Origin of the sequence: Microbispora sp. H10949 (assembly GCF_014161435.1) — a bacterium.
GTDB classification, from domain to species: domain Bacteria; phylum Actinomycetota; class Actinomycetes; order Streptosporangiales; family Streptosporangiaceae; genus Microbispora; species Microbispora triticiradicis.
The window spans coordinates 202,822-226,715 of record NZ_JABBWZ010000008.1; the positions used below are offsets into that span (position 1 = coordinate 202,822).

General features: G+C 72.6%; 24 protein-coding genes. 11 read left to right on the plus strand and 13 right to left on the minus strand.

The window, feature by feature from the left end; translation table 11 throughout:
- The first annotated feature begins 44 nt into the window (after positions 1 to 44).
- The 10 genes from HHX40_RS22215 to HHX40_RS22260 are packed head-to-tail and all read left to right on the plus strand — an operon-like array spanning position 45 to position 8,842.
- Entirely contained in the window at positions 45 to 992 is a 948-nt protein-coding gene (locus HHX40_RS22215) for a ketoacyl-ACP synthase III family protein (protein ID WP_182882161.1), read from the plus strand.
- A gap of 10 nt (positions 993 to 1,002) precedes the next feature.
- The gene (locus HHX40_RS22220; RefSeq protein ID WP_182882162.1) at positions 1,003 to 2,388 is read left to right on the plus strand and encodes an ATP-grasp domain-containing protein; all 1,386 of its coding nucleotides are present in this window, start codon (positions 1,003 to 1,005) and stop codon (positions 2,386 to 2,388) included.
- Positions 2,385 to 3,710: a type III PLP-dependent enzyme gene (locus HHX40_RS22225; protein ID WP_182882163.1), complete on the plus strand. Its 1,326-nt coding sequence runs from the start codon at positions 2,385 to 2,387 to the stop codon at positions 3,708 to 3,710. The genes HHX40_RS22220 and HHX40_RS22225 overlap by 4 nt, the downstream gene beginning before the upstream one ends.
- Before the next feature lie 31 nt (positions 3,711 to 3,741).
- Positions 3,742 to 4,014, plus strand: a complete 273-nt coding sequence (locus HHX40_RS22230; protein WP_111701597.1) for an acyl carrier protein — start codon at positions 3,742 to 3,744, stop codon at positions 4,012 to 4,014.
- A 9-nt stretch (positions 4,015 to 4,023) separates the two neighbouring features.
- Positions 4,024 to 4,875, plus strand: a complete 852-nt coding sequence (locus HHX40_RS22235) for a hypothetical protein (protein ID WP_182882164.1) — start codon at positions 4,024 to 4,026, stop codon at positions 4,873 to 4,875.
- Complete coding sequence (locus tag HHX40_RS22240; RefSeq protein WP_182882165.1) at positions 4,872 to 5,468, plus strand: hypothetical protein; 597 nt, start codon at positions 4,872 to 4,874, stop codon at positions 5,466 to 5,468. Before HHX40_RS22235 ends, HHX40_RS22240 begins: the two co-directional genes overlap by 4 nt.
- Positions 5,461 to 6,690: an acyl-CoA dehydrogenase family protein gene (locus HHX40_RS22245; RefSeq protein WP_220499449.1), complete on the plus strand. Its 1,230-nt coding sequence runs from the start codon at positions 5,461 to 5,463 to the stop codon at positions 6,688 to 6,690. Before HHX40_RS22240 ends, HHX40_RS22245 begins: the two co-directional genes overlap by 8 nt.
- Positions 6,690 to 7,061 (plus strand): holo-ACP synthase, encoded by a 372-nt coding sequence (locus HHX40_RS22250; protein ID WP_111701594.1) that lies wholly within the window; start codon positions 6,690 to 6,692, stop codon positions 7,059 to 7,061. The genes HHX40_RS22245 and HHX40_RS22250 overlap by 1 nt, the downstream gene beginning before the upstream one ends.
- A gap of 23 nt (positions 7,062 to 7,084) precedes the next feature.
- Positions 7,085 to 8,035, plus strand: coding sequence for an ABC transporter ATP-binding protein (locus HHX40_RS22255; RefSeq protein ID WP_182876468.1), 951 nt, complete (start codon positions 7,085 to 7,087; stop codon positions 8,033 to 8,035).
- 39 nt (positions 8,036 to 8,074) lie between these two features.
- Positions 8,075 to 8,842: an ABC transporter permease gene (locus tag HHX40_RS22260; RefSeq protein ID WP_111701593.1), complete on the plus strand. Its 768-nt coding sequence runs from the start codon at positions 8,075 to 8,077 to the stop codon at positions 8,840 to 8,842.
- Between the two features lie 27 nt (positions 8,843 to 8,869).
- On the opposite strand, the gene HHX40_RS22265 is transcribed toward HHX40_RS22260, so the two are convergent.
- The 5 genes from HHX40_RS22265 to HHX40_RS22285 all read right to left on the minus strand — a co-directional run bounded on the left by HHX40_RS22265 (position 8,870) and on the right by HHX40_RS22285 (position 15,093).
- Positions 8,870 to 11,104 (minus strand): ATP-binding protein, encoded by a 2,235-nt coding sequence (locus tag HHX40_RS22265; protein WP_182882166.1) that lies wholly within the window; start codon positions 11,102 to 11,104, stop codon positions 8,870 to 8,872.
- A gap of 369 nt (positions 11,105 to 11,473) precedes the next feature.
- Positions 11,474 to 12,670, minus strand: a complete 1,197-nt coding sequence (locus tag HHX40_RS22270; RefSeq protein ID WP_182882167.1) for an NAD(P)/FAD-dependent oxidoreductase — start codon at positions 12,668 to 12,670, stop codon at positions 11,474 to 11,476.
- A gap of 93 nt (positions 12,671 to 12,763) precedes the next feature.
- Complete coding sequence (sigJ, locus tag HHX40_RS22275; RefSeq protein WP_182882168.1) at positions 12,764 to 13,708, minus strand: RNA polymerase sigma factor SigJ; 945 nt, start codon at positions 13,706 to 13,708, stop codon at positions 12,764 to 12,766.
- Positions 13,709 to 13,792: 84 nt separating this feature from the next.
- A complete protein-coding gene (locus tag HHX40_RS22280; protein ID WP_182882169.1) occupies positions 13,793 to 14,371 on the minus strand; it encodes an NADAR family protein in 579 nt (192 codons plus the stop codon).
- 89 nt (positions 14,372 to 14,460) lie between these two features.
- The gene (locus tag HHX40_RS22285; RefSeq protein WP_111701588.1) at positions 14,461 to 15,093 is read right to left on the minus strand and encodes an HNH endonuclease family protein; all 633 of its coding nucleotides are present in this window, start codon (positions 15,091 to 15,093) and stop codon (positions 14,461 to 14,463) included.
- A gap of 485 nt (positions 15,094 to 15,578) precedes the next feature.
- Between HHX40_RS22285 and HHX40_RS22290 the strand changes: the two genes are divergently transcribed.
- Complete coding sequence (locus tag HHX40_RS22290) at positions 15,579 to 16,289, plus strand: alpha/beta fold hydrolase (RefSeq protein WP_182882170.1); 711 nt, start codon at positions 15,579 to 15,581, stop codon at positions 16,287 to 16,289.
- Between the two features lie 158 nt (positions 16,290 to 16,447).
- On the opposite strand, the gene HHX40_RS22295 is transcribed toward HHX40_RS22290, so the two are convergent.
- From HHX40_RS22295 to HHX40_RS22330, 8 genes are all read right to left on the minus strand, one after another.
- Complete coding sequence (locus HHX40_RS22295) at positions 16,448 to 17,512, minus strand: ferritin-like domain-containing protein (RefSeq protein WP_182882171.1); 1,065 nt, start codon at positions 17,510 to 17,512, stop codon at positions 16,448 to 16,450.
- A 299-nt stretch (positions 17,513 to 17,811) separates the two neighbouring features.
- Positions 17,812 to 18,531, minus strand: coding sequence for an alpha/beta fold hydrolase (locus tag HHX40_RS22300; RefSeq protein WP_182882172.1), 720 nt, complete (start codon positions 18,529 to 18,531; stop codon positions 17,812 to 17,814).
- 638 nt (positions 18,532 to 19,169) lie between these two features.
- The gene (locus tag HHX40_RS22305) at positions 19,170 to 19,430 is read right to left on the minus strand and encodes a hypothetical protein (protein WP_182882173.1); all 261 of its coding nucleotides are present in this window, start codon (positions 19,428 to 19,430) and stop codon (positions 19,170 to 19,172) included.
- Positions 19,431 to 19,627: 197 nt separating this feature from the next.
- Positions 19,628 to 20,377 carry an SDR family oxidoreductase gene (locus tag HHX40_RS22310; RefSeq protein WP_182882174.1) on the minus strand — a complete coding sequence of 250 codons (750 nt, stop codon included), beginning with the start codon at positions 20,375 to 20,377 and terminating at the stop codon, positions 19,628 to 19,630.
- 114 nt (positions 20,378 to 20,491) lie between these two features.
- Entirely contained in the window at positions 20,492 to 21,727 is a 1,236-nt protein-coding gene (locus tag HHX40_RS22315) for a low temperature requirement protein A (protein WP_220499450.1), read from the minus strand.
- A gap of 162 nt (positions 21,728 to 21,889) precedes the next feature.
- Entirely contained in the window at positions 21,890 to 22,294 is a 405-nt protein-coding gene (locus tag HHX40_RS22320; protein WP_220499451.1) for a hypothetical protein, read from the minus strand.
- 82 nt (positions 22,295 to 22,376) lie between these two features.
- Positions 22,377 to 22,982 carry a dihydrofolate reductase family protein gene (locus tag HHX40_RS22325; protein ID WP_182882175.1) on the minus strand — a complete coding sequence of 202 codons (606 nt, stop codon included), beginning with the start codon at positions 22,980 to 22,982 and terminating at the stop codon, positions 22,377 to 22,379.
- A 20-nt stretch (positions 22,983 to 23,002) separates the two neighbouring features.
- Positions 23,003 to 23,845, minus strand: a complete 843-nt coding sequence (locus HHX40_RS22330; RefSeq protein WP_182882176.1) for a metalloregulator ArsR/SmtB family transcription factor — start codon at positions 23,843 to 23,845, stop codon at positions 23,003 to 23,005.
- Between the last annotated feature and the right edge of the window lie 49 nt (positions 23,846 to 23,894).

Genomic DNA, 23,894 nt, shown 5'->3' on the forward strand with positions numbered 1-23,894 from the left:
GTGTGCTTCGTTTGAATCCGAAGACGCATGTGGAGGCACGTGTCATGCCCACCGCCCCCGTCCCGGCCATTGAGGCGGTGCAGGGTTTCGTACCGCGCCGGTCGGTCGCCATCGAGGAGGTGGCCGACCGGATGGGGATCAACCGGCACCAGCTCCGGCTGTTCCAGCGCGTCCACGGCCTGGCACGGCTGCCCATGGACCCCGACCTCGACCTGATCGACCTGCTGAGCACCCCGGCCCGGGCGCTCGTCCCCACCGCGGCCGACCGGGACCGGATCCGCTACCTGATCTACGCGCACACCGCGCCGGACGTCGCGCCCGCGCACGTCAGCACGGCTCAGGAGCTCTGCCGCAGGCTGGACCTGCCGAAAGCCGAGGCGTTCGCGGTCACGCAGCAGAACTGCGCGAGCGGGCTCGCCGCCGTCGACGTCGCCGTGCAGCTGCTGCTGGCGGACGGTGACGCGGGAGCGCGCGCGCTCGTCGTGACCGGTGAGAAGCCGACCTCGCGGATCTTCTCCGTGATCCCCAACACGACGCTGATGGGGGAGGGGTCGGCCGCCTGCCTGGTCGGTGTGGGCGGCGCCGGCCGGCGCATCAGGTCGTACGCGGTGCGGACGCGCGGCGAATACGCGCAGCTGTACCGGCCGCAGCCCGACGTGCTCGCGGATTTCTTCACCTCCTACACGCCGACCGTTGTGGAGATCCTCCGCCAGGCCGTTCACGAGGCGGGCCTGAGGCCGGAGGAGATAACGATGATCGTGCCGCACAACGTGAACAACTCGTCGTGGCGGAGCGTAATCCGCGAACTGGGTTTCGGGGTCGAGCGAATTTATCTCGACAACGTTCCCCGGCTCGGCCACTGTTTCGGATCGGACCCATTCATCAATCTCGCCAGCATGCGTGACGAGGGCCGGCTGCGCGACGACGGTGTGTATCTGCTCGCCGCCGTCGGCCTGGGCGCGACGTACGCCGCGATGGTGATCGGCGGATAGGGGCAACGCTGTGACACGTGAGAGCACCGACTACCTCCGGCGGCTCAAGACCGCGCTGACCGGGGATCCGGCCACGCCACTGGCCTTCCTGTGCAACTTCGAGGTGGAGACCCAGTGGGCGCGCCACCACATCGGCCTACCGGCGCCGGCGGCGGCGCCGACGGAAGTGGTCCAGCGGATGGAGGAGCTCGGCCTCCTGCTCGCCGGGCCCGGCGACGTCATCCTCGTCAAGAACGCGCCCGACCAGGGTTACCTCCGCTACCTCGGCGAGGATCTCGGGATCGGCCTTCCGGCGGTGCTCGTGCCGGAGACGACGACCGGGGACAGGTCGACCGCTGAGGACCTGCTGAACTCGCCGCAGGCGCTCGACCGGCTGAGCGCCCTCGGCCGGCGGGGCGCCCGGCTCATCCCCATGGGGACCTCGGAGTTCGAGGAGAAGCTGGCGGTCTCCGCCCAGGTGCCGCTGGCCGTGCCGGACGCCGCGACGTTCGAGCGGGTGAACAGCAAGATCTACAGCCGCCGCATCACCGAGGAGCTTGGGCTGCCCCCCGTGCCCGGATGGTGCTGCGAGACGCTCGGCGAGCTGCGGCACGCGCTCGCCCAGGCCGCCGGCCTCCCGGGACCGGTGGTGGTCAAGGACGCGTACGGCGTCTCCGGCAAGGGGCTGGTCGTGCTCGACACCGCGGCGAAGGCCGACCGGCTGGTGCGCATCCTGGAACGGCGCGCGGCCCGCACCGGCGACGACCGCGTCGCGCTGGTGGTCGAGCACTGGATCCCCAAGCGCGCCGACCTCAACTACCAGATCACCGTCGACCGCCGTGGCGGCGTGCGGCTCGACTTCGTCAAGCAGGCGCTGACCGAGCGCGGCGTCCACCAGGGGCACCTCATGCCCGCGGACCTGAACGACGACCAGCACGCGCTGCTGCGCCGCGCCGCCGAGGAGGTGGGCGGCCGGCTGGCCGCCGACGGGTTCTTCGGGGTGGCGGGCATCGACGCCATCGTCGCGGACGACGAACGGGTCCACCCCGTCCTGGAGATCAACGCCAGGTTCAACATGTCGACCTACCAGGGTGGGATGACCGAGCGCTTCCACGCCCCCGGTCACGTCGCCCTCGCCCGGCACTACCCGGTGCGGTCCGCGGCGCCGCTCGTCTTCGACGACCTGCGCCGGGTCCTCGGCCCGCTGCTGTTCCCGGCGTCCGGCGGCCGGTTGATCGTCACCTGCTTCGGCACGGTGAACATCGGCACCGGCAACGCCGGCACAGGTGACGGCACGCCGCACCAGGGCCGGCTCTACACCCTGCTCACCGCTCCTGACCACGACCGGCTGACCGCGCTCGACAGGGCCGTACAGGCCGCTCTCGCCGGCGTGATCCAGCCCAGGGAGGACTCATGACCGACGCGTACGCCGTGCAGGGCATTCCGGTCGCCGATCTCGCCGACCGGTTCGGCACCCCTCTGTACATCTACGACGCCGATGTGCTGACCGACGCCTACACGGAGCTCCGGCGGCGCCTGCATCCCGCCGTCGACATCTTCTACTCGGCCAAGGCCAACCCGAACGTCAGCGTCTGCTCCGTCATGCGGTCGCTCGGCGCCGGCCTCGAGGTCTCCTCGATGGCGGAGCTCGCGACGGCGCGGTGGGCCGGCGCGGCGCCGGAGGACGTCATCTTCCTCGGGCCGGGCAAGTCCGAGGGCGAACTCCGGGCCTGCCTGGAGGACGGCATCGCGGCCGTCGTCTGCGAGTCGCTCGAAGAGCTGGCCGCGCTCGACCGGCTCAGCCGGCCCGGGACCCGCGTCCTGCTGCGGGTCAACCCGGCGTTCACCACCAAGGGGGCCCGCCTGTCGATGGGCGGCAAGCCCCGGCAGTTCGGCATCGACCACGAACTGCTGCTGGAGAGCGCGCCGGCGCTGCGCGCGCTGCGCAACGTGCGCGTCACCGGGATCCACGCGTACATGGGCACCCGCATCCTCGACGAGGACGGCGTCGTCCAGAACACCGCCGGCATCCTCGCCGCCGCGCGCGAGCTGAGCGCCACGCTCGGCTTCCCGCTCGAGACCGTCGACATCGGCGGAGGTCTCGGCATCGCGTACTTCGAGAACGAGAAGGACCTCGACCTCGACCGGCTGACCGACGGGGTCAACGCGGTCGTCGGGGAGTTCGCCGCGGAACACCCGGACTGCCGGGTGATCATGGAACTCGGCCGCTACCTCGCGGGCCGCTCCGGCACGTACGTCGTCCGGGCCAGGTACGTGAAGCAGTCGAAGGGGGAGTGGTTCGTCGTCACCGACGGCGGGATGAACCACCACATGGCCGCCGTCGGGGTGGGCAGCTTCGTCAAGCGCAACTTCCCCATCCGGTCGATCGACCACCCCGGGGAGCTCGCCGACCGCCGCTACACCATCACCGGCCCGCTGTGCACCCCCGACGACGTGCTCGGCCGCAAGGTGGCCCTGCCCGAGGTGCGGCCCGGCGACCTGATCGGGGTCGAGCGCTCGGGCGCCTACGGGCCCACGTCGTCCCCGGTGCTGTTCCTCAGCCACGGATACCCGGCCGAGGTCCTCGTCTCCGGCGGCACCGCGCATCTCGTCCGGCACCGCGACACCGTCGAGGACCTGCTGGGCAGGCAGGTCCTCGTCGACCGGCCGGGCCCGGCCGCCGGGCCCGCGGCGGAGCCGACCGCCGTACAGCGAGTCGCACAGCCTGTCGCGCAGTGAACAGTCCCACAGTGAGAAGGGAAGACCGGCAATGAACCGATCCGAGATAGTGGCAGCGGTCGTCCGGGCCGTCGGCGAGGTGCTCCAGCGTGACGTGCCCGACGTGACGGAGGACACCCGGCTGTTCGACGACCTTCAGCTCGACTCCACGTCGATCCTCGAACTGCTCATGGCCGTGGAGGACACGATGGTCGTCGAGATCGACCCCGAGGGTCTCGACATGGACAGCTTCCGCACCATCGGCACCCTGGTCGACTACCTCCAGGGGCTCGTGGACCTCGTCTCCACCGGCAACGCCGGCTGACGCACCGTCATGGCCCTGTCACTGGAGACCGCGGTCGCCTACGTGCCGCGTACCACCCGTCCGTGCCACTTCGAACCCGACATCGCCGAGTTCAACGAGGGTGTGCTCGCCCCGTACGGGATGCGTTTCGACACGTCGTTCGCGGCGGGCGGGAGCAACGCGACCTTCCTGGAGCTCGCCGAGGGGGTGCTGCGGGCGGCCCCCGGCCCGCTGCCCGGCCCGGACCTGCTGATCGTCGCGTACGCGCTGCCCGACCCGCACGCGCCGGAGAAGACCCTGGCGGCGCACCTCGGTCACGTGCTCGGTGGCCGGTCCATGAGTTTCGCGGTCTCCGAGCAGGGGCTCGGCGCACCGTTCACGGCACTGCGGATCGCCGGCGCCTATCTGCGGTCCGGCCGCTGCCACAGCGCCGCCGTGCTGGTCGTCGAGCAGACGACGTATCCCTACCCGGAGCCGTTCGTCCAGGACGGCGACCTGGTGGACTCGGCGGTGCTGCTGGTGCTCGGCGGCGCGGGCGGCTGGGAACTGGCCGGGCTCGCCTCGGCGGGGCCGAACCGGGATCTCGCCGCCCTGCTCGACGAGCCGCCCGGGCTGCCGGAGGGCTCCGACCCCGGGGAACGGCTGGTGGTGACCGGTTCGTGGGCCGCCGCCGCCGAGACGGGCCCGGCCGGGCCGAAGGCCCACCAGGCGCCGCCCGGCTCCTACTGCACCGGGGTCTGGCTGGAGTTCGCCAGGCACCACGCCGAATGGGGCGCCGCCTACCGGACGATCGTGCTCGGCGACACCGATCCGCGCACCGGGATCAGCCACGTCGCCACGTTCACCCGCCGCGAGGCCGCCACCGGGGGAGAGCGCCGATGACCACAGCCGTTCTCGGGAGCTACCCGCCCCTGCTCGACGCCCTGCACGCCGACGTGACGTCCGGCGGGTTCGTCGCCTCGCCGTCCGGATGCGTCCTCGCCTCGGCGGAGGCGCTCGGCGTGGCCGGGCCGGGCGGGTTCAGCCGCTTCGGGCTCGCGTGCGTGCCCGCGTCCGCCGGCAGCGCCCGCGACGACGCGACGGCCGCCCGGTTCGCCGAGGGCCTGCTCGCGCTGCAGCACACCGTGCTCCGCCGGACGCTGGCGCACACGATCACCCGCCTGGGCGAACGGGTCAGCGAGGGCACCAGCCTGCTGGCACGGCCGCAGCTCCAGGCCGACCTGGCCGACGTCGCGATGGAGTTGCAGGAGGAGGCGGCGGAACCGGAGGAGGAGACCGGCCGAGACGTCCGCTGGGCCCGCCACCAGCGCCTGACCAGCACCGGCCGGGTCCTGCTCCGCCTCCTGGGCGGATACGGCATGCTCGCCGAGGGACCCGGCGCCGACCTCTACCTGGCCGAGGTGGCGGGGAACGTCTACCTCCAGCCCGGCCCGGACCACCGCGTACGGCCGGAGACGGAGGACCACCATGCCTGAGACCGCGCCGTACGCCCTGGACACGCGCGGCGAGCGGATGGACGCGCTCGAACAGTACTTCCGGGAGGCCGCGCGGGAGCTGCGCGAACCGGGCGCGGAGCTCGACGCCGATCCGGACGCCATCCACCGGTTCCTCCACCTGCCCGCCGTACGGCTCCAGCAGCACATGCTCACCCCGGCGCGGTTCGCCCGCCACGACGACCTCCTGCCGTCCTTCGTGCCCGCGGAGGCCTCGTGCGCCGAGTGGATCCTCGCGGCGGAGTGGCTCGCGTACGGCGATCCGGGCATGACGCTGGCCAGCCCGGGGCCCGCCCTGTCGACGGTGGTCCTGCGGGCCCTGGCCGACGAGGCGCAGCAGGACTGGTTCTTCGGCCGGACCTCCGACTGGCCCACGTGGGCCTTCTTCGCGCTGACCGAACCGGAGAAGGGCTCGGCGGCGACCGAGCTCACGGCCCGCCTGGACCCCGATCCCTCCGGCGACGGCTGGGTGCTGAGCGGCGAGAAGATGTACATCGGCAACGGCGCGCACGCGCGGGTCGGTGTGGTGTTCTGCCGCCGGGCCTCGGGACCGTGGGGCATCGAGGCCGTCATGGTGGACACCGGCGACCCCGGATTCCACGCCGAGACGCTCCCGATCATCGGGTTGCGCGGCGCGCGGATCAGCCGGCTGCGCTTCGACGGGATGCGCATCCCGCCCGAGCGGGTGCTCGGCCGCCACCGGCCGCGCAGCCGGCGCGGGCTGCAGGGGGCGCTGCAGGCCATGCTGTGGTTCCGGCCCAGCGTCGCCGCGTTCGCCCTGGGCGTGGGCCGGGCGGCCTGCGACTACGTGCTGGAACAGCGGCCCGCGCTCGCCGGCGCGGACCGCGCCGAGGTCGACGGCACGATCGACCGGCTGAACCGGCTGCGCCGCCTCCTCCGCGACGTCGCGGCGGAGATCGACGCCGGGTCGCCCAACACGTTCCGGGTCAGCGGCGTCAAGATGCGCGCCGCGCGCCTCGCCGAGGACGCCACCCTGCTGGCGGCCCGGCTGCTCGGCCCGGCGTCGCTGGTCGAGCATCCCCGGCTGGACAAGCTGTACCGGGACGTGCGGGCCTTCGAGTTCATGGAGGGCACCGGCAACATCCACCGCCGCGGCGTCTTCCAGGGGCTGTTGCGGGACGACTATTTCACATCGCGAGACCGGGACGTCCGCCCGGGACGTGTGGTCGAAGGGGTGGTCTGATGCGTGTCGGTGTCGACCTGATGTCCATCGGCGAACTGGACCGGCTGCGCGCCCGCCGCTGGTTCGACGACTACGCGTTCGCCCCGGCGGAACTCGCGGCGGCCAAGGGCCTGTCGGAGGAGCGCGGCAGGGAGTTCCTGGCCGGCCGGTTCGCCGCCAAGGAGGCCGTGCTCAAGGTGTTCCGGATGGGGCTCTTCCAGGGCGTCGCGCCCCGCGAGATCGTGGTCGCCCGCGCCTTCTCCGGCGCCCCCGAGGTCACGCTGGAGGGCGCCGCCCGCACGGCCGCCGACGCCGCCGGCGTCCGCGGCGTCGACGTCTCCATCACACACAAGGGTGACCTGGTCGTCGCCGTCGCGGCGGCCTGGTCGTGAGCACATCAGGAGCGGCCGTGCCCATCATCCAGGCCACCGGACTTACCCGCACGTTCACCGTCGGCGGCAGAACGGTCGAGGCCGTCCGGGGCGTCGACTTCGAGGTCCGTCCCGGCGAGATCATCGGATTCCTGGGGCCGAACGGCGCCGGGAAGACCACCACCCTGCGCATCCTGACCACGATGCTCAAGCCCACCTCGGGCCGGGCGACCGTCGTAGGCGTCGACGTGGACGCCGACCCGGCCGGCGTCCGCCGCCGCATCGGCTACGTGGCGCAGGCCGGTGGCACCGACGGCAACTGCCGGGTGGCCGAGGAACTGATCCTCCAGGCGCGGCTGTACGGGATCGGCAAACAGGACGCGGAGCGCCGGGCCGCCGACCTGTGCGAGCGTCTCGACCTCACCGGCCTCGCGGACCGGCCGATCCGTACGCTGTCGGGCGGCCAGCGGCGGCGCACCGACATCGCCCTCGGGCTCGTCCACGAGCCGCCGCTGGTCTTCCTGGACGAGCCGTCCGTGGGCCTGGACCCGCAGAGCCGCAGCGACCTGTGGACGCACATCCGCCGCCTGCGCGACGAACACGGCACCACGGTCTTCCTCACCACGCACTACCTCGACGAGGCCGACTCCCTCTGCGACCGGATCCTGGTGATGAACCACGGGCGGGTCATCGCGGAGGGCACCCCCGACGCCCTCAAGCGCCGGATCTCCGGCGACGTGGTCAGCCTGACCCTCGGCGGCGACGCCGACCACGCGAAGGCGGTGCTCGCCGAGTGCCCCGGCCTGGACGAGATCGCCGTCTCCGGGCAGACCGTACGGCTGACCGCGCGCGGCGGCGAGCAGGCGCTCGTCTGGCTGATGCGCACGGCGGACCAGGCCGGCCTCGACCTGCGATCCGTCAACATCGCCCGGCCGACGCTGGACGACGTCTTCCTCGCCCTGACCGGATCCTCGCTGAACGAGAACCACTCGTGATCCCGGCGCGGCGGCGGCCCCGACCTTAGAGGAGCGTGCATGTCCCTCATATCCGAGAGTTCGCTGATCTTCGTCAGGCAGATGCGGCTGTCGCTGCGCTCCCCGGCGTGGCCGATCATCGGCCTGTTCCAGCCGGCGCTCTACCTGGCCTTCCTCGGCCCGCTGCTGGTCAGCGTGGCCGGGGCCGGGGTCGACGGGCTGCCGGCCGGGGCGGCGTGGCGTTTCTTCGTGCCCGGCCTGCTGATCCAGCTCGGCCTGTTCGGCCCTCTGTTCGCCGGCCTGTCCATCATCGCCGACCTGCGCTCGGGCGTGTTCGAGCGGATGCGGGTCACTCCGGTGAGCCGTTTCGCCCTGCTCGCCGGCCGGGTCATGCGGGACACCGTGGTCCTGCTCGTCCAGACGGTGGTCCTGCTCGCCGTGGCGTACGTGTTCGGCCTGCGCGCGCCGTTGGTCGGCCTCCTCCTGATGTTCCTCTTCGTCGCGGCCATCGCGGTCGGGCTGTCCGCCCTGTCACACGGGCTCGGCCTGCTCGTGCGCAACGAGGAGTCGTTCACGCCCCTGCTGAACGTGGCGGCCATCCCGCTGCTGCTCCTCTCCGGGATCCTGCTTCCGATGACCCTCGCGCCCGCGTGGCTCGACGTCATCTCCCGGCTCACGCCGTTCCGTTACATCGTGGACGGCATGCGCACCGCCCTCTACGGCGACTACACCGGTTCGGTCGTCGTGACGGGCGCCGCGGTCGCCGTCGTCACCGCCGTGGTCTGCCTGGTGCTCGGCGCCCGCCTCTTCTCCAGAAGGCACGCGTGAGGACGGCTCCTCATGCGGGGGCGGGCGTCACGGCAGCGCGTCCCCGCGACGGTCGCCGAGCAGTTCCCGCAACCGGCCGACGCGCGGGTCGTCCGACTCCTCGCAGATCGTGAGCGCCTCACGGAGCGCCACCCGGGCGGGGGCCTCCTCGCGGACGTCGCGGTAGACCTCGCCGAGGTGGAGCAGCGTGGTCGCCGCGCCGTGCCGGTCGCCCAGCTCACGGCGTACCTGGAGCGCGGCGCGCAGGAGATCGACGGCCCGGTCGCCGCATCGGAGGGTCTGGTAGGCCACGCCCATGGTGTCGAGCACGCGCGCCTCGCCGTTCCGGTCACCGAGCTTGGTGAACACGGCGAGCGCGTCGGAGAGGAACCGGAGGGCCTGGTCGATCTGACCGATCCGCAGATAGGTCTCGCCGATCCGGCCGAGCGCGGTGGCCGTCTCGCGCGCGCCGCCGATCTCACGGCTCAGGGCGAGGGCCTCGCGCAACCGGACGAGCGCGGTCGCCGTACGGCCGAACGTGCGGCAGATGTCGCCGAGATCGTTCAGGGAGGCGCACTCGGCCGCGCGGTCGCCCACGCGCCGCCAGATCACGAGAGCCTGCTCGCAGCACTCCAGCGCCTCGTCGAGACTGCCCAGGTCACGGTGGACCGCGGCGAGACCGTCCAGCATCCAGGCCTCGCCCACCTCGTCCTTGCCGTCCCGCGCGGCGGTCAGACCGGCCTGGTACGCCGAGACCCATTCGGCCCACGGCTTGCGCAGGACGAAGTAGCTCCCTCCGGCGTCGGCCAGCCGCCAGGCGAGGACGGTGTGGCCCGTGCCGGCGGCGTGCCGTACGACGGCGGCCAGGTTGGCGCGCTCGGCGTCGAACCAGTCGAGCGCCTCGGCATAGCCGGCGAACGTGCTCGGCCGCTCGCCGGGAGGGCCGGACTCCGCACGGCGGCGCAGGGGATCGATCCGGCGGCCGGCGGCGTCCGCGGTGTGCAGATACCACCCGAGCAGCCGGCGTACGGCCGCGGACCGCTCCTCCGCGGACTCGTCGGCCTCGGCGCACTCGGCGGCGTACAACCGGACCAGGTCGTGGAAGCGGTACCGCCCGGAGTCGGCCTCCTCCAGCAGGTGGACGGCGGCCAGCGCCTCCAGCAGGCGCTGCGCCTGGGAGCGGCCGGTCCCGGCCAGCGCGGCGGCCGCCGGAACGCCGAGGTCGGCGCCGCGGTGCAGGCCGAGCAGCCGGAACATGCGGGCGGCGTCCGGCGGCAGCGCCCGGTAGGACCAGGAGAACACCGAGCGGACCGTGGTCGCCTCGTCCTCGGTCGTGGCCAGCAGGTTCAACCGCTCGCGGGTGACCGCGAGCTCGGTGGCGAGGGCCGCCAGCCGCACCGACGGCCGTGCCTGCGCCCGTTCGGCCGCGATGCGAAGCGCCAGCGGAAGATAGCCGCACCTCCTGGCGATCTCCGCCGCGGCCTCGGGCTCCTCCGCGACACGACGGTCGCCGATGGCCTCCCCGAGCTGGGTCAGCGCCTCGTACTCCGGCAGCGGCGCGAGCACGAGGCGTGCGGCGCCGTCCCTGGCGACCAGGCCGGACAACCGGCTGCGGCTGGTCACCACCAGCCGGCATCCGGCCGAGCCCGGGATCAGCGGGCGCACCTGGTCGGCCGTCGCCGCGTTGTCGACGACGATCAGGACGCGCCTGCCGTCCAGCAGGGTGCGCAGCCGGGCCGCGCGCGGCTCCAGACCGGCGGGTATGGACGCGGGGGAGCAGCCGAGGTCGCGGAGGAAGCGGGCGAGCACCTCGGCGGGCTCGGCGGGAGCGCCGGTCGGATCGAAGCCGCGCAGATCCGCGAACAGGCACCCGTCGGGAAACCGGGGGGCGGCGCGGTGGGACCAGTACAGCGCCGTCGCCGTCTTGCCGACACCGGCCGGGCCGGAGACGACCACCATCTGATGGCTCCGCCGGGCGTCGTCGAGTTCGGCCAGCGCGGCCGCGCGGCCGGCGAAGGCGCGGGGGGCGGCCGGAAGCTGCGCCGGACGCCGGAACCCGTCCTGGTGCCGGCGGCGCGCCGGCACCAGCCCGGCGAGGGCTCCCTCGGCCCGGAGCACCTCGTCACAGCGTCTGGCCACCAGCGGCGTCGGCGGGCGTTCGCCCGTCTCGATCCTGCTCAGGTAGCCCTTGCTGTAGTGGGTCAGCGCCGAGAGCGACGCCAGCGACAGGCCGCGTTCCCTGCGTAGATCCCGGAGTGCGACTCCGAACGACGCGTTCTCCATCGAAACCCCAGATGCGGCGAACGTCGGACCGCCGTGACGCGGTGCCTCCGGGACGTCGCCCCCTCCGGACCTCCTCTCGGCACACCTCGTCCCGCGCGATCATGTGGCCCCGTGCCGCGTCCAGCCGGTGTACGAGAAGGCCATCTCGCGATCTATCGACTATTCAAGCACTAATTGCCTCAATTGCCATATAGGCATCGTTTGTGCCAGTTTCGGACTGAATGTTTCTGATTTACGGCTCCGCCGCAGATTCGCTTGCTTACTTGTAGTGCTGCCGAATCGCCCTGTGTCATCCACGGGAGTGAGCTTCGAAGCGGTCATGTTCCGGAGTTTCGGTCGCGGAGGACGCGACGGCCGCCCCAGGGCGCGCTACGCCGGTTCCCTGAGGGCAGAGCCCGCCGCAGCCCGCTTGTGGGTGACGGGGCGGCGCCGGGCCGGCATGCCGAGCGTCGGGTTGGCGACGCCCCAGGCGGCGCCCTTGCAGACCAGTTCCTTGTAGAGGGCGGCGAGCCGCCCGGTCAGGGCCGCCGGCACGGCTCGGTCGTCGGCGGTGACGAACTGGATCAGACCGTCCTTGCGGCCCAGCGAGACGCACTGGTTGAAGTAGCGGATCGACACGTGGGGAAGCTTGCCGCCGGTCAGGCGAGCCGCGATCGCGTCGGCCGCCTGCCAGGCGCTCGGGGTGCCCGAGGCGCACGACATCCGCAGCGGCTTGTTCCCGGGGCCCATCGCCATGGCCGCGTCGCCGACGGCGTACACGTCCGGGTGCGAGACCGAGCGCAGCGTCCCGTCGACCACGATCTGTCCGGTTTCGCTGACTTCCAGGGTGGTCGCCTGCGCGATCGGGTGGACCGCGAACCCGGTGGCCCACACGGTGACCGCGGCCGGGACGGCCGTGCCGTCGGCGGCGACGACGCGGTCGGCCTCGACGGAGCCGACGGTGAAGTGCTCGTGGACGGTGATCCCGAGCCTGCCGAAGACCTTCCGCAGATGCTCGCGGCCCTTGGGCGAGAGCCAGTCGCCGAGGCCGTCTCGGGCGGCGAGGGCGACGCGGAGGTCCGGTCGCGCCTCGGCGATCTCGGTCGCGGCCTCCACACCGGTGAGACCCCCGCCGACCACGACCACGGTCTGCCCGGCGCCGAGGCGGGCCAGGCGCTCGCGCAGCCGCAGCGCGCCGGGACGGCCGGCGATCTCGTACGCGTGCTCGGCGGTTCCCGGGACGCCCTGGGGATTCCAGCCGCTGCCGAGGGCGTAGACGAGCGTGTCGTAGGCGAGTTCTCCGTCGCCGTCCGCGCCGGTGACGGCGACGGTCCTGCGGTCGACGTCGACGCCGGTGACCTTCGCGATCCTCACCTCGACGCCGGTGCCCGCGAACATCTCGGCGAACGGCCGGGGCTTGAGGCGCTGGCCGGTCGCCAGCTGGTGCATCCGGACGCGTTCGACGAAGTCGGGCTCGGCGTTGACGAGGGTGATGGCGACGTCCTCGCGGCGGAGCCGCTTGGCGAGGCGTCCGGCGGCGATGGCTCCGGCGTATCCGGCGCCGAGGACGACGATGCGGTGCTGCATGTCCCTGCTCCTGTCGTGTGGTGATCTGCCCCTTGAACCGGGCAGCGCGCCGTTTGCTGACAGGATCGCGATGTGAAGCACCTCACACCGGGTTCAGAAGGCGGTGGCCAGCGGCTCCCCGTGGTCGGCGAGCGCCCAGAGCGCCGTGGCGCGTTCGAGCTTGTCGGGATTGACCTGGTTGCGGCACGCGGCGATGCCCTCGGCGGTGACCTCCAGGCACATGACGCCGACGACCCGGCCGTTCACGACGGCCACGACGGCGGGGTCGCCGTTGGCGGTCGACGCGTAGAGTCCGGGCGCGCCGCCGGCGAGGGCGCGCTTGGCCTCGCCGGGTTTGAACAGGCCCCGGAGGAACTTCGCGACCGCGATGGCGCCCTCGAAAGCCTTGGCCCGGGCGGGGACCTTCCCGCCGCCGTCGCCGATCGAGACGGCGTCCTCGGTGAGCATGCGTACGAGCGGCTCGATCCGGCCGCTGGCGGCGGCCGCGAGGAACTCCTCGACGATCCGCCGGGCGGCGGCCTGGTCGATCTCGGCCCGGGCCCTGCCGTCCGCGACGTGCTTCCTGGCGCGGTGGAAGATCTGCTGGCTGGCGGCCTCGGTGATGTCGAGGATCTCGGCGATGTCCCGGTGCGGGTAGCCGAAGGCCTCCCGCAGCACGTACACGGCCCGCTCACTGGGGGAGAGGCGCTCCATGAGGGTGAGGACCGCGTACGAGACCGACTCGCGCTGCTCGGCGGTGTCGGCCGGGCCGAGCATCGGGTCTCCGGCGAGCAGCGGCTCCGGCAGCCACTGGCCCACATAGGTCTCGCGGCGCGCCCGCGCGGAGGTGAGCAGGTTGAGGCACAGGTTGGTGAGCACCTTCGTCAGCCAGGCCTCGGGAACCTCGACGCGGTCGACGTCGGCGGCCTGCCAGCGCAGGAACGTCTCCTGTACGGCGTCCTCTGCCTCCCCGGCGGAGCCGAGTAGCCGGTAGGCGATGGCCTCCAGGCGCGGCCTGGCCGCTTCGAACCGGTCGACGTCGCTCGCGGTCAAGGGCATGCCCCGATCCTAGGTCGCCGATCCGCCGCCCCTGCGCCGGGGCCGTGGCCGGCGTCAGGGCTCGGTGTTCAGGGGCCCCGGTGTTCAGGGCTCGGTCGCGAGGATGTCGCGGGCGGTCATCAGGGCGAAGCCGAGCAGGTTGAGGCCCTGCCAGGTGGCGGGGGAGGCGGCGCGTTCGTCGCCGGCGGTCAGGCCGATGCCCCAGATCCGGTCGTTCGGGCTGGCCTCCACCAACACCCGGCCGGCGGTCGCGAGGAGGAAGCGGCGCAGGTCGGCGTGCTGGCCGAACTTCGCGACGCTGCCGCGGACCACGATCTCGAACCGGTGGGCGTTCCAGACCTGCTCGTCGAAGTCGCGTACGGCGCGGCCGAGGGTCTTGGCCTCGTTCGGGTGACCGGCGGCGAGGATCTTCCCGGCGGTCTGGTCGTCGCCGAACAGCCAGGCCTTGTGCGCCATCATGTAGTGCTCGGCGGAGGCGAAGACGTGGCCGTCCTCGGTGAAGGCGACCGGCCACCACTGCGACAGGCAGCCGGGGCCGACGCCGCCGTCGCGCGGGGGCCGGTGACCCCAGAAGTACAGGTAACGAAGGGCGTGACCCGCCTGCTCCGCGGCGACCGCCTCGTCCACACTGCGCGGCAGCGCGATCTGCTCAGACACGTCCACACCGTGCCACACCCGGTCCTGTCCCCGCCATCGACTTACGCGCCGCCCGGCGCTGCGGCGGCGGCGCGCCGCCGCAGCGGGGGAGCGGGTCAGCAGTAGCCGAGCATGGTGGTCAGGGCGGACTTCTCGCCGCTCTGCAGGGTGAGGCCGTAGTACCACTTCACCTGGATCCACGCGCGGGCGTAGGTGCACCAGAAGGAGGTCAGGGACGGCTTCCAGGTGGTGGGGTCCTGGTCGCCCTTGGCCTGGTTGACGTTGTCGGTGACGGCCCACAGTTCGGGACCGCCGAGGTCGTTGGCGTACGCCTGGCGCTGGGCGGTGGTCCAGGCCCACGCACCGGACCGCCACGCCTCGGCGAGGGGGACCATGTGGTCGATGTCGACGTCGGAGGCCGCGTGCCAGGTCGCTCCGTCGTACGGGCTGTACCAGCTTCCGGAGACGGAGGCGCAGCTCGAGTCGGTCACCACGCCGCTGCCGTCCCGCTTGAGCACCTGCTCGCGGGTGTTGCAGGCGCCCGAGACGGTGATCCAGTGCGGGAAGAGGTCGCGGTTGTAGGTCGACTGGTGCGACTCGGCGGCCACGGTGAGTGAGGCCAGCCGGGAGGCGGCGGTGCTCGCGGACGGGATGTTCGGCGGGGTGGCGAGGGAGGGGCCGGTGGTCAGGGTGAGGAGGAGGGACAGGGCGCCGAGGGCGGTGGCGAGGGCGGCGAAGGCTCGTCTCACGAGCGTCCCCTTCTGCCTGCTGCTCCGGCCAGGAGAGGGGGCTGGACACGAACGGAGCAGTCAGACAGCTCGGACATTCGCTAATAGCGATAAATCCGGAAATAGCAGGTCGTAGTTATGCAAATTGACCTTTTTTGTCGGGCTTCGCCGACGACTTCCGCGAGGTGCGGTCGTACCTGCTCAAAAGGTCTCTCGGGGCCGCGGGAGGCGGGGTACGCCCCGCCATCGGGCAAATGAAGATTGTGTAAACGGCGGCGGATCCGCCCTTCCGGTGCGGCCGCGTATGTGACATCGCACCGGCGATCAGGCAGGGTTGCCGGCGAACGAGGCATCGGCCGGCGTCCTGCCGGTGGCCGGCCACATCGTGATCCGGTGGCACCGTGTTCATGCGGAGTGGTCCCCGGCCGCGCGGAGCGCCCGGCCGGACCACACGTCGTCGAGGCGGCGTGGCTCGATGCCGCGGCTTGAGAGAGGAGGAGACACGCATGGCGACGTTCGTCCTCGTGCCCGGCGGTTGGCACGGCTCCTGGTCGTTCGAGGAGGTGGTTCCGCTGCTGGAGGGTGCCGGTCATGCCGTTCACGCCCTGACCCTGACCGGTCTGCGGCCGGACGACGACGACGCGACGGTCGCGGCCGCCAACCTCGACACGCACGCCGACGACGTGTTGCGCCTCCTCGATCGCGCCCGCATCACCGGCGCGACGCTGGTCGGCCACAGCTACGGCGGGATGGTGATCGCCGCCGCCGCCGACCGCGCCGGCGGCCGGGTCTCACGACTGGTGCATCTCGACGCCTACGTACCGCGCGACGGCGAGTCGTGCTGGTCGTCGACGACCGAGCGCTACCGGGAGGCGTTCGCGGCCGGCGCCGCGGCCACCGGCTACGCCGTCCGGCCGCCGGACGGCGTCGATCCCCGCTGCCGTCCCCATCCCCTCGCCTCGTTCCTGCAGACGATCCGGCTCACGGGCGCGCTCGCCCGGGTCCCTCGCCGGGAGTTCGTCTACTGCTCGCGGTGGGAGGACCGGACGCCGTTCGCCGCGCTCCGCACCCGGCTCCAAGCCGATCCCGCATGGCAGGTCCACGACCTCCCGACCGGCCACGACGCGATGCACGAGGCCCCGGAGGCGGTCGCCGCGCTACTGCTCGGCGAAGGTGTCGCGCACGCATCGGCGCAGAGGCGGCAGGCCTGCCGTTGAGGGCCGCGCAAGCCCCACCCGGGCGACGGCGCGGACATGTGTGGCGGCAGGACGCTGGCCGGGAGGCGCGCGGCCGGGACTGCCGCTCCTTCGGGACAGGCACCGCCCCCGCCGTGGTCACGCCGACGCTCGCGTACGCATGACCGGGAGCGGGACGCTCACCAGCGTGCCTCCGGTGGCACGTACTCGAAGGTGGGGCCCGCGGTGGCGCCGTCCGCGTCCGGCAGCAGCAACAGGGCGTCGGCCTGGGCCCTGAGCGTGTACATGGTGCCGACGGCGGCCCCGAGCAGCTTCGGCAGGCCGTCGAAGGCCTGCTCCAGCTGGTTCAGCAGGGTGCAGTAGGTGCGGTTGAACTCCTCCTGCGCGGTCCGGACGACGCTGCCCGGGGCGTGGTCGGACAGCCGCGGGTTGGGCCGCATCGGGCGTACGGCGGCCGGGTCCACGGAGATCGGCTCGCCGGTCGGCCCGGACTGCGGGGTGTCGCCCCGCCGGTAGCGCCGGCCGAGTTTGAGTTCCTGGAAGCGGTAGTAGTGCGCGACCTCGTCGCGGTCGGGGTGGAAGACGTCCTGGTCCCCGTCCCAGACCTCGCCCCGGGCCGAGCCCTCGCCCTCTTCGACGATCTCCTTCAGCGCACCCAGCGCCGACTCCAGATCCTCCACCGCGAACAGCCGGCCCGTGGTGTGCCGGAAATGCCCGCTGTTCACCTGGCGGGCGGGGTCGCCGCAGAAGACCTCCCGTTCGCCGAGCCGCTCGCACAGCCGGCGCAGTCCCTGTTCGATCGCCTCGTAGAACTGCCCGATGGTCTCGTAGCCGTCGCCCTGCGCCGGGGCGCCGGGCGGCGCCGGCCGTTCCAGGCGCAGGAACATCTCCAGGGCCTCCGGGCCGAACGGGAGCAGCGACAGTTCCAGGTCGCTGTGGGGCAGCCGCCGGGGGTACGGCGGCAGCATCCCGGGCATGTCGAGACGCGGCCGGCCTCCGACGGCGTTGAGCAGGTTCGCCGCCAGCGCCAGGTGCAGCATCTCCTCGGCGAAGACGCTGCCCACCACCTCCACGGCCTCCGGATTGTCCTCCGGCCGCAGGGAGTACAGCGCGCACAGGTACGACGGCAGCGTCGCGTGTTCCAGCTCGACCGCCCACTGCAGGTGCTCACGCAGACCGTCGAGCGTGTCGATCCCCGCCGGACCGGGAACGGCGATGGTCCCGCGTGGTTCCGGATGTGTCATAAGAGCTCTACCTCCGTTGTCGATCTCAGGTGTGCGACCGGTCGTCCGATAGGACCGGACAGCCGCCGCGTTCGTGACAGCCCCGTAGGTCTCTCCGCGGTCCCCACCTCCACGGTCTCCGCCTCCGCGGCCCCCGCCTCCTTGTCGCCGGCGACGGCCCGCCGCGCGGTCGAGATCAGGACCCGCGGACCCGGGCAGTCCACGAAGGACGGCTCGGTCGGGTCGAAGACCACGGTGTCGCCCGGTCGGCGGACACGGTCGCCGTAGCGGCCGGCCGGTCGGTGCCGGAAAAGTCGATCTCACCGCCGCGCGTGACCGGCGGCGTCGCGGATGACGGCGGTCACGGCGTCGGGCTGCGACGCGGCGACCGCGTGTGACGCGCCCGCGATCTCCCTGGTCCTGCGGGCGCCGGCGCGCTCGGCCATGAAGCGCAGCGCCGCGGCCGGGATGCTGAGATCGCGCTCGCCGTGGACGAACCAGGACGGAATGGTGCGCCAGGCGGGCTCGTCCGCCGTCAGCGCGCCGGTCAGCGCCCGCTCGGTCACCGGCCGCTGGGTCGCCGCCATCAGGGCGGCCTCGCCGGCGTCGAGGTCGGCGCAGAACTGGTGGTGGAACCTGTCCGCCGCGATGCGGAACTCGTTGCCGCCGGAGACGACCGGGTAGGCCTCCAGCGCCGTTGCCAGGGTGCTGCCCTCGAACCTGCCGGTCAGCAGGAACGCGCTCTCGCCGGGCTCGGGGGCGAAGGCCGCGACGTAGACCAGGGCGCGTACGGCCGGGTGACCGGCCGCGGCCTGGGTGACGACCATGCCGCCGTACGAGTGGCCGACCAGGACGACCGGGCGGCCGAGGCCGGCGATCACGTCGCGCACGTACGCGGCGTCGCCCTCGACACTGCGCAGCGGGTTGGCCGCGGCGACGGCGGACAGGCCGTGACCGTGCAGGCGCCGGATGACGCGGTTCCAGGAGGCAGACTCGGCGAAGGCGCCGTGGACCAGGACGATGACGGGCTGCTCGCTCATGCGGGTGCCTTTCCGGTGTTCAGGGCGGTCCTGAGGACGGCGACGGCCTGCACTGTCGCGGCGCGCGCAGGCGCGCAGTGGGAGGCGGTGCTCTCGGCCCGCTGGGCGGGGTCGGTGGTGTAGGCGTCCCAGGCTCACCTGGGCACGGACGCACGCCGAGGTGCCGAGGACCCAGTCGGTGCTCCGGTCGCGGTCAGCACCTTGCCTTCCCCCCGGATGGCCGGGTCCCGCGCGATCGCTTCGCTCACCTGACGCGTCGCGGCTTCCCGGCCGCTCCACGGCTCGAGTATCAGGGCCGCGTACTGGGCCAGGAAGCGGCTGCCCGTCACCTACCCGATCGTCACCGCCTCGGCGACCAGCGCGTCGGCCAAGGCGAACTCGCCGGCAACGGCTGGACCCGCCGCAGGAAGCTCTGCTCGATCCGGCTCGCCGGCGGCCGCGCGTCGGTCCGCCGGAATCCACCTGCCGGCTCCGCCGGTGTCAGACCCCGGGGCGGTTCGAGCACGAGCACCAGCCCGATCGGCTCCGCGAGCAGGCGTCGCGCGACGAACGCGAGAATCCGCGCGGGATGTCGGAGGCTACCGGCGCCGCACCTCGAATCGGCGCGCAGCCTACCTTTCCGGCGCGAACCCCAACAATCAACCCTGCCAATGAAGACCGGCCTGGCCGTCGTCGGCGGGAGCGTCCGGGCAGGCGCCGTCCTCCAGCACCTCGACCGCGTCGAGGAGACCTCGCAGGGCGATCTCCTCACGTTCGGCGTCCGCGGGGTCGAACAGCCAGTCGGCGACCGGCAGGCCGGCGGCCTCCTCGGGACGGCTCCACCCGACCTCGACGACCTCCGCCTCGACCTCGATCTGGAGCTCGTGCAGGAAATCGTTCTCGCCGCTCGGGGCACTCATCATTCCTCCGTACGCATGTCCTGGCGCGTGATCCGGCCGTGTCATCCCCGTGTCGTCCGGCCGTGTGATCCGGCCGGGCGCGAAGCGGCCCCCGGCGGGCGGCCGGCACCCAGGCGGGCCCGGCCTCCCGCACCGGCCTTCCATGCCGGCCTTCCATGCCGGCCTTCCGCAGTGGGGGCGGCGCCGTCCGCCGCGGTCTACTTTCCGGTGCCGCCGAGCCAGTCCAGGTAACGGATCGTGCCGAGGGTGGCGTCGTCGATCGGCACCAGCGATTGCTCGCTCAGCTCACTGCCGAAGTAACGCGCGTGCGGGTCGGTGACCACCTCGCGCGGGTCGCCCCAGGCGGCGAGCGCCTGGCGGAAGAACTCGTCCATCCGGAACCGCTCGGGCCCGGCGATCTCCACCCTGCCGTTCAGCGGCGACCCCACCGCGGTCCGGCCGACCGCCTTGGCGACGTCGTCGCCCGCGATGGGCTGGAAGAGCACGGGCGCCATGTGCACCTTGCCGTCCACCGTGCCCTCGTCGGCGATGCCCCGGGCGAACTCGAAGAACTGGGTCGAGTGCACGAGCGAGAACGGGATTCCCGACTTCTCGATCAGCTGCTCCTGGGCGATCTTCGCGGCGAAGTAGCCGTTGTCCGGCATCCGTTCCGTTCCCACGATCGACACCGCGACGTGGTGACCCACGCCTGCCTCCGCCTCCGCCGCGAGCAGGTTGCCCGTGGAGGTCTCGAAGAACTTCAGCACGGCGGCCCGCTCGAACGACGGGGAGTTCGAGACGTCGACCACCACCTGCGCGCCCGTCAGCACCTCGGCGAGTCCCTCGCCGGTCAGCGTGTTGACGCCGGTGTTCGGCGACGCGGCCACCGCCTCGTGACCGTGCTCGGTCAGCTTCGTCACCAGCTTCGAGCCGATCAGGCCGGTCCCGCCGATCACCACGATCTTCATGCCGTTCCCTTTCCGTACGCCGGGCCACCTCGTCGCGACCCGGTCGCCAGCTAGGACCGGACAGCCTCCCGGCTTGTGACGGCCGCCGCGGAATTCTCCTGGGCGTGGCGTACGTCACAGAAGACGGACCGGCTCGCCGCGGTTCCCACGACGCGCCCCGGCGGCCGTCCAGATCGTGACGGCGACCAGCAGCACGCAGACGGCCGCGATCGCGGCGACCACGGCGGCCACGCCGATCCAGGGCGCCGCGAGCGGCAGCGACAGGACGACGGCGGCGCACCCCAGCACCGCGGCGGGCAGGATGACGGGCTCCGCGACGACGAGCACATGTACCGCCAGCAGCAGGGCGAGATACAGACCCACCGGGACGGCGACCGCGTAGCCGAGCGCCGTCGGCGACGCCGCGCCGTCGTGGCCGCTCCGCTCCACCGCCACCTCGAGCCCGGCGCCGAGGGCGGCCAGGGCGGCGAATATGCCGTAGTGGCCGTACCCCCACAGGTAGGACCGGTGACGGCGGTCGGTGAGACCGTCCCCCGCCGGGCCGAGGAAGTACAGCCACCACAGGGCGAACAGCAGGACGAGACCGGCGCCGGCGATCACGAGGAAGGGACCGCCGACCTCGCCCGCCTCGAGCGCTCCTCCGACCCCTCTGCTCGCGGCCAGCACGCTCTCACCGAGCAGGATGATCGTGAACAGGCCGTAGCGCTCGGCGATGTGGTGGGGGTGCCAGTTGGTGGCCCTGACCCGCTCGGCCCACCACGGCACCGCGAGTTCCAGGGCGGCCAGGCAGACGAAGAACGGCAGGCCGGACCACGAGGGCAGGACTCCCGTCTCCACGAGGACGAGCCGCGCCAGCCAGCCCGCCTGCAGGGCGGTGATGCCGCCGGCGTAGCGGAGCGCGGTGCGGCGCCTCTCCGGGTCTTCCAGACCGGCCCGCAGCCACTGGGCGACGAGCCCGATCCTCATGACGAGGTAGCCGAGCGTGATGACCCCGTAGTCGGAGCGGCTCCCCGCGGCGGGCACGCCGGCGGCGAGGATCAGCACACCGGCCATCTGCACCATGGTCAGCAGCCGGTAGGCGACGTCGTCGGTGTCGTAGGACGAGGCGAACCACGTGAAGTTCATCCACGCCCACCAGATCGCGAAGAACACCTGAAGGAACGGCACCACACCGGCCACGCCGTGCCCGGCGGCGATCTCGTGCGCGAACTGGGCGGTGACGGCCGCCACCGCGACCACGAAGGTGAGGTCGAACAGCAGCTCGAGCTGGCTCGCGGCGCGGTGCGGCTCGTCGACGGCGCGAGCGCTCATCCGGACCCGGATCCGGATCGTGGTGCCTGCTGACGGCAAGGTCGTTCTCCTGTCACTTCGCGACGTACGGACCGTCTCGAAGACAGGGCGGCGCTCGGATCTGTGACGACGTGGTGCGGGCCGCCTGCCCGCCGCCGGAGGCACGGACCCCCGCGGAGCCGGCACGGGCGGTGATGCGCCTGCGGCCGGGGCACGGCCCGGTCAGCGCGCGAGCCACTCCCGATAGGTGGTCCCGGCGATGACGGCGCCCTCCCCGGCGACGAGGGCGTCGCCCGAGGCGGCGGCGTACAGGCCCGCGTCGTCGTCGGTGACGACGGCGCGGTGGTCGCCGCGGGCGACGAGGGTGATCCTGCCCAGTTCGTCGAGCGCGAAGACCTCGGGCCCGGCGATGTCCAGGGTGCCGCGCAGCGGGGCGCCCACGCTGACGTCGGCCACGGCCCGCGCGACGTCGTCCGCGGCGATGGGCTGCATGAGGACGGCGGGCAGGCGGACGGCGTGCTCGTCGGAGGTCCAGGACATCACCGTCTCGATGAACTCGAAGAACTGCGTGGCACGCACGATCGAGTACGGCACGGGCCCGGCCTTGAGGAGGTCCTCCTGCAGCACCTTCGCCTCCCGGCCTTCCTGGTGACCGTCACGGGGCCGCCGACGCGGGCGAGGCCGTGGACGTGGTCCTGATCGTTCCGGCTCAGCGGAGCCGGTCGTAGACCATGGCCATCTCGCCGAGTTCGCCGGTCTCCTGGTGGGTGAGCGTCCACTTCGTGGCCGGCAGGCCGTCGTCGAACAGCCGCTGCCCGCCTCCGGCGATCTCGGGGAGGATCAGGAGGTGGAGCCGGTCGACGAGGTCCGCGGCCAGGAGCGCCTTGATGACGCTCGCGCTGCTGTTGACGAGGATGTCGCCCTCGCCGGTGGCCTTGAGATCGGCGACGACCTCGGCCGCGGGGGCGTTCACCACGCGGGTACGCTCCCACGGCACCTCGGTCAGGGTGGTCGACAGAACCACCTTCTCGGCGCCGACCAGCCACTTGGCGTATCCGCGGTCACGTGGATCGGCGTCGTCGTTCTCGGCGACCGACGGCCAGTAGCCCATGAATCCCTCGGCGTTGACCCGGCCGAGCAGCGCCGTCGTCGCGCCCTGCCACATGCGGTTCATGTGGTCCCGCGCGACCTCGGTGACCACGTACGGGGCGAACGCGGCGAAGTCGCCGGGCCCTCCGGGGCCGTGGTAGCGCCCGTCGAGGGTGATGCTCAGGTTCGCGGTCACCTTGCGGCCGGTCGGGGTCGTGATGGTCATGTCGTGCTCCTTGATTCTGCTTAGTGAATGGGTGTGTCGGTGTCGTGCGGATCGGCGGCGAGGATCGCCGCGAGCCGGTCGAGGCTCTGGCCGAAGCCGATCTCGACGCCGGCGACGAAGTCCGCGGAGTCGACGGTGCTGTCGGCGATCCGGAACCGGACGTCGAGGTCGGTGCCGGCCGGGGTGGGCCTCAGGTCGAGATCGAGGTGCGCGGTGAAGGCGGTGCCGCCGCCGGGAAGCAGCGGGCGGAGCCGGTAGGCGAGGCGCTCGCCGGGCCGCACCTCGTCCACGACCCCCTCGGCACGCCCGGCGACCACGTCAGACCCGTCGGCGTCCTCGGCGTCGCGGTACTCCTGGACGATCCGCCCGCCCGGCCGCGCCTCGAAGACGAGTTCGGAGACGCGCAGGTCGTCGGGGGTCCACCAGTGAGCGAGGAGGGCGGCCTCGGTCAGGTGGCGCCAGACCCGTTCGGGGCTGCCGGCCAGCGACCGGTGGAACCCGAACGAGCGGCCGTCGGCCCACCCCGGCTCGTCGGCGGCGAGCCGCTCCGTGCGGAGGCTGAGCCCGTACCGGTCGTAGGTCTCGCGCGGGCCGCCGGCCCGGTCCGCGGTGTCGGCCAGGCGGCCGAGCGCGGCCGCCAGTTCCCGCAGGGGCTCAGACCGGAGCGCGTAGATCCGGCGCTGGCCGCTGCGCTGGGACACGACGAGCCCGGCGCGCTCCAGGGCCTGCAGGTGCTTGGTGGTCTGCGGCTGACGTGCCCCGGCCAGCTCGGCCAGGACGCCGACCGGCCGGGGCCGCTCGGCCAGCAGGCTCACGAGCCGCCACCGGGCCGGGTCGGCCAGTGCGGTGAGGAGTTCGTCCACGACGAGAACTATTCCTCATCGCGAATATTCGTGTCAAGGAATAACTTGG

What these genes read in the sequence shown, in the direction of transcription:
- HHX40_RS22290 (WP_182882170.1), top strand. Translation starts at nt 15,579, where the DNA reads ATGGCGACGTTCGTCCTCGTGCCCGGCGGTTGGCACGGCTCCTGGTCG.
- HHX40_RS22305 (WP_182882173.1), bottom strand. Translation starts at nt 19,430, where the DNA reads ATGAGTGCCCCGAGCGGCGAGAACGATTTCCTGCACGAGCTCCAGATC.
- HHX40_RS22265 (WP_182882166.1), bottom strand. Translation starts at nt 11,104, where the DNA reads ATGGAGAACGCGTCGTTCGGAGTCGCACTCCGGGATCTACGCAGGGAA.
- HHX40_RS22240 (WP_182882165.1), top strand. Translation starts at nt 4,872, where the DNA reads ATGACCACAGCCGTTCTCGGGAGCTACCCGCCCCTGCTCGACGCCCTG.
- HHX40_RS22225 (WP_182882163.1), top strand. Translation starts at nt 2,385, where the DNA reads ATGACCGACGCGTACGCCGTGCAGGGCATTCCGGTCGCCGATCTCGCC.
- sigJ (WP_182882168.1), bottom strand. Translation starts at nt 13,708, where the DNA reads ATGCCCTTGACCGCGAGCGACGTCGACCGGTTCGAAGCGGCCAGGCCG.
- HHX40_RS22325 (WP_182882175.1), bottom strand. Translation starts at nt 22,982, where the DNA reads ATGACCATCACGACCCCGACCGGCCGCAAGGTGACCGCGAACCTGAGC.
- HHX40_RS22270 (WP_182882167.1), bottom strand. Translation starts at nt 12,670, where the DNA reads ATGCAGCACCGCATCGTCGTCCTCGGCGCCGGATACGCCGGAGCCATC.
- HHX40_RS22310 (WP_182882174.1), bottom strand. Translation starts at nt 20,377, where the DNA reads ATGAAGATCGTGGTGATCGGCGGGACCGGCCTGATCGGCTCGAAGCTG.
- HHX40_RS22235 (WP_182882164.1), top strand. Translation starts at nt 4,024, where the DNA reads ATGGCCCTGTCACTGGAGACCGCGGTCGCCTACGTGCCGCGTACCACC.
- HHX40_RS22260 (WP_111701593.1), top strand. Translation starts at nt 8,075, where the DNA reads ATGTCCCTCATATCCGAGAGTTCGCTGATCTTCGTCAGGCAGATGCGG.
- HHX40_RS22300 (WP_182882172.1), bottom strand. Translation starts at nt 18,531, where the DNA reads ATGAGCGAGCAGCCCGTCATCGTCCTGGTCCACGGCGCCTTCGCCGAG.
- HHX40_RS22215 (WP_182882161.1), top strand. Translation starts at nt 45, where the DNA reads ATGCCCACCGCCCCCGTCCCGGCCATTGAGGCGGTGCAGGGTTTCGTA.
- HHX40_RS22295 (WP_182882171.1), bottom strand. Translation starts at nt 17,512, where the DNA reads ATGACACATCCGGAACCACGCGGGACCATCGCCGTTCCCGGTCCGGCG.
- HHX40_RS22230 (WP_111701597.1), top strand. Translation starts at nt 3,742, where the DNA reads ATGAACCGATCCGAGATAGTGGCAGCGGTCGTCCGGGCCGTCGGCGAG.
- HHX40_RS22245 (WP_220499449.1), top strand. Translation starts at nt 5,461, where the DNA reads ATGCCTGAGACCGCGCCGTACGCCCTGGACACGCGCGGCGAGCGGATG.
- HHX40_RS22250 (WP_111701594.1), top strand. Translation starts at nt 6,690, where the DNA reads ATGCGTGTCGGTGTCGACCTGATGTCCATCGGCGAACTGGACCGGCTG.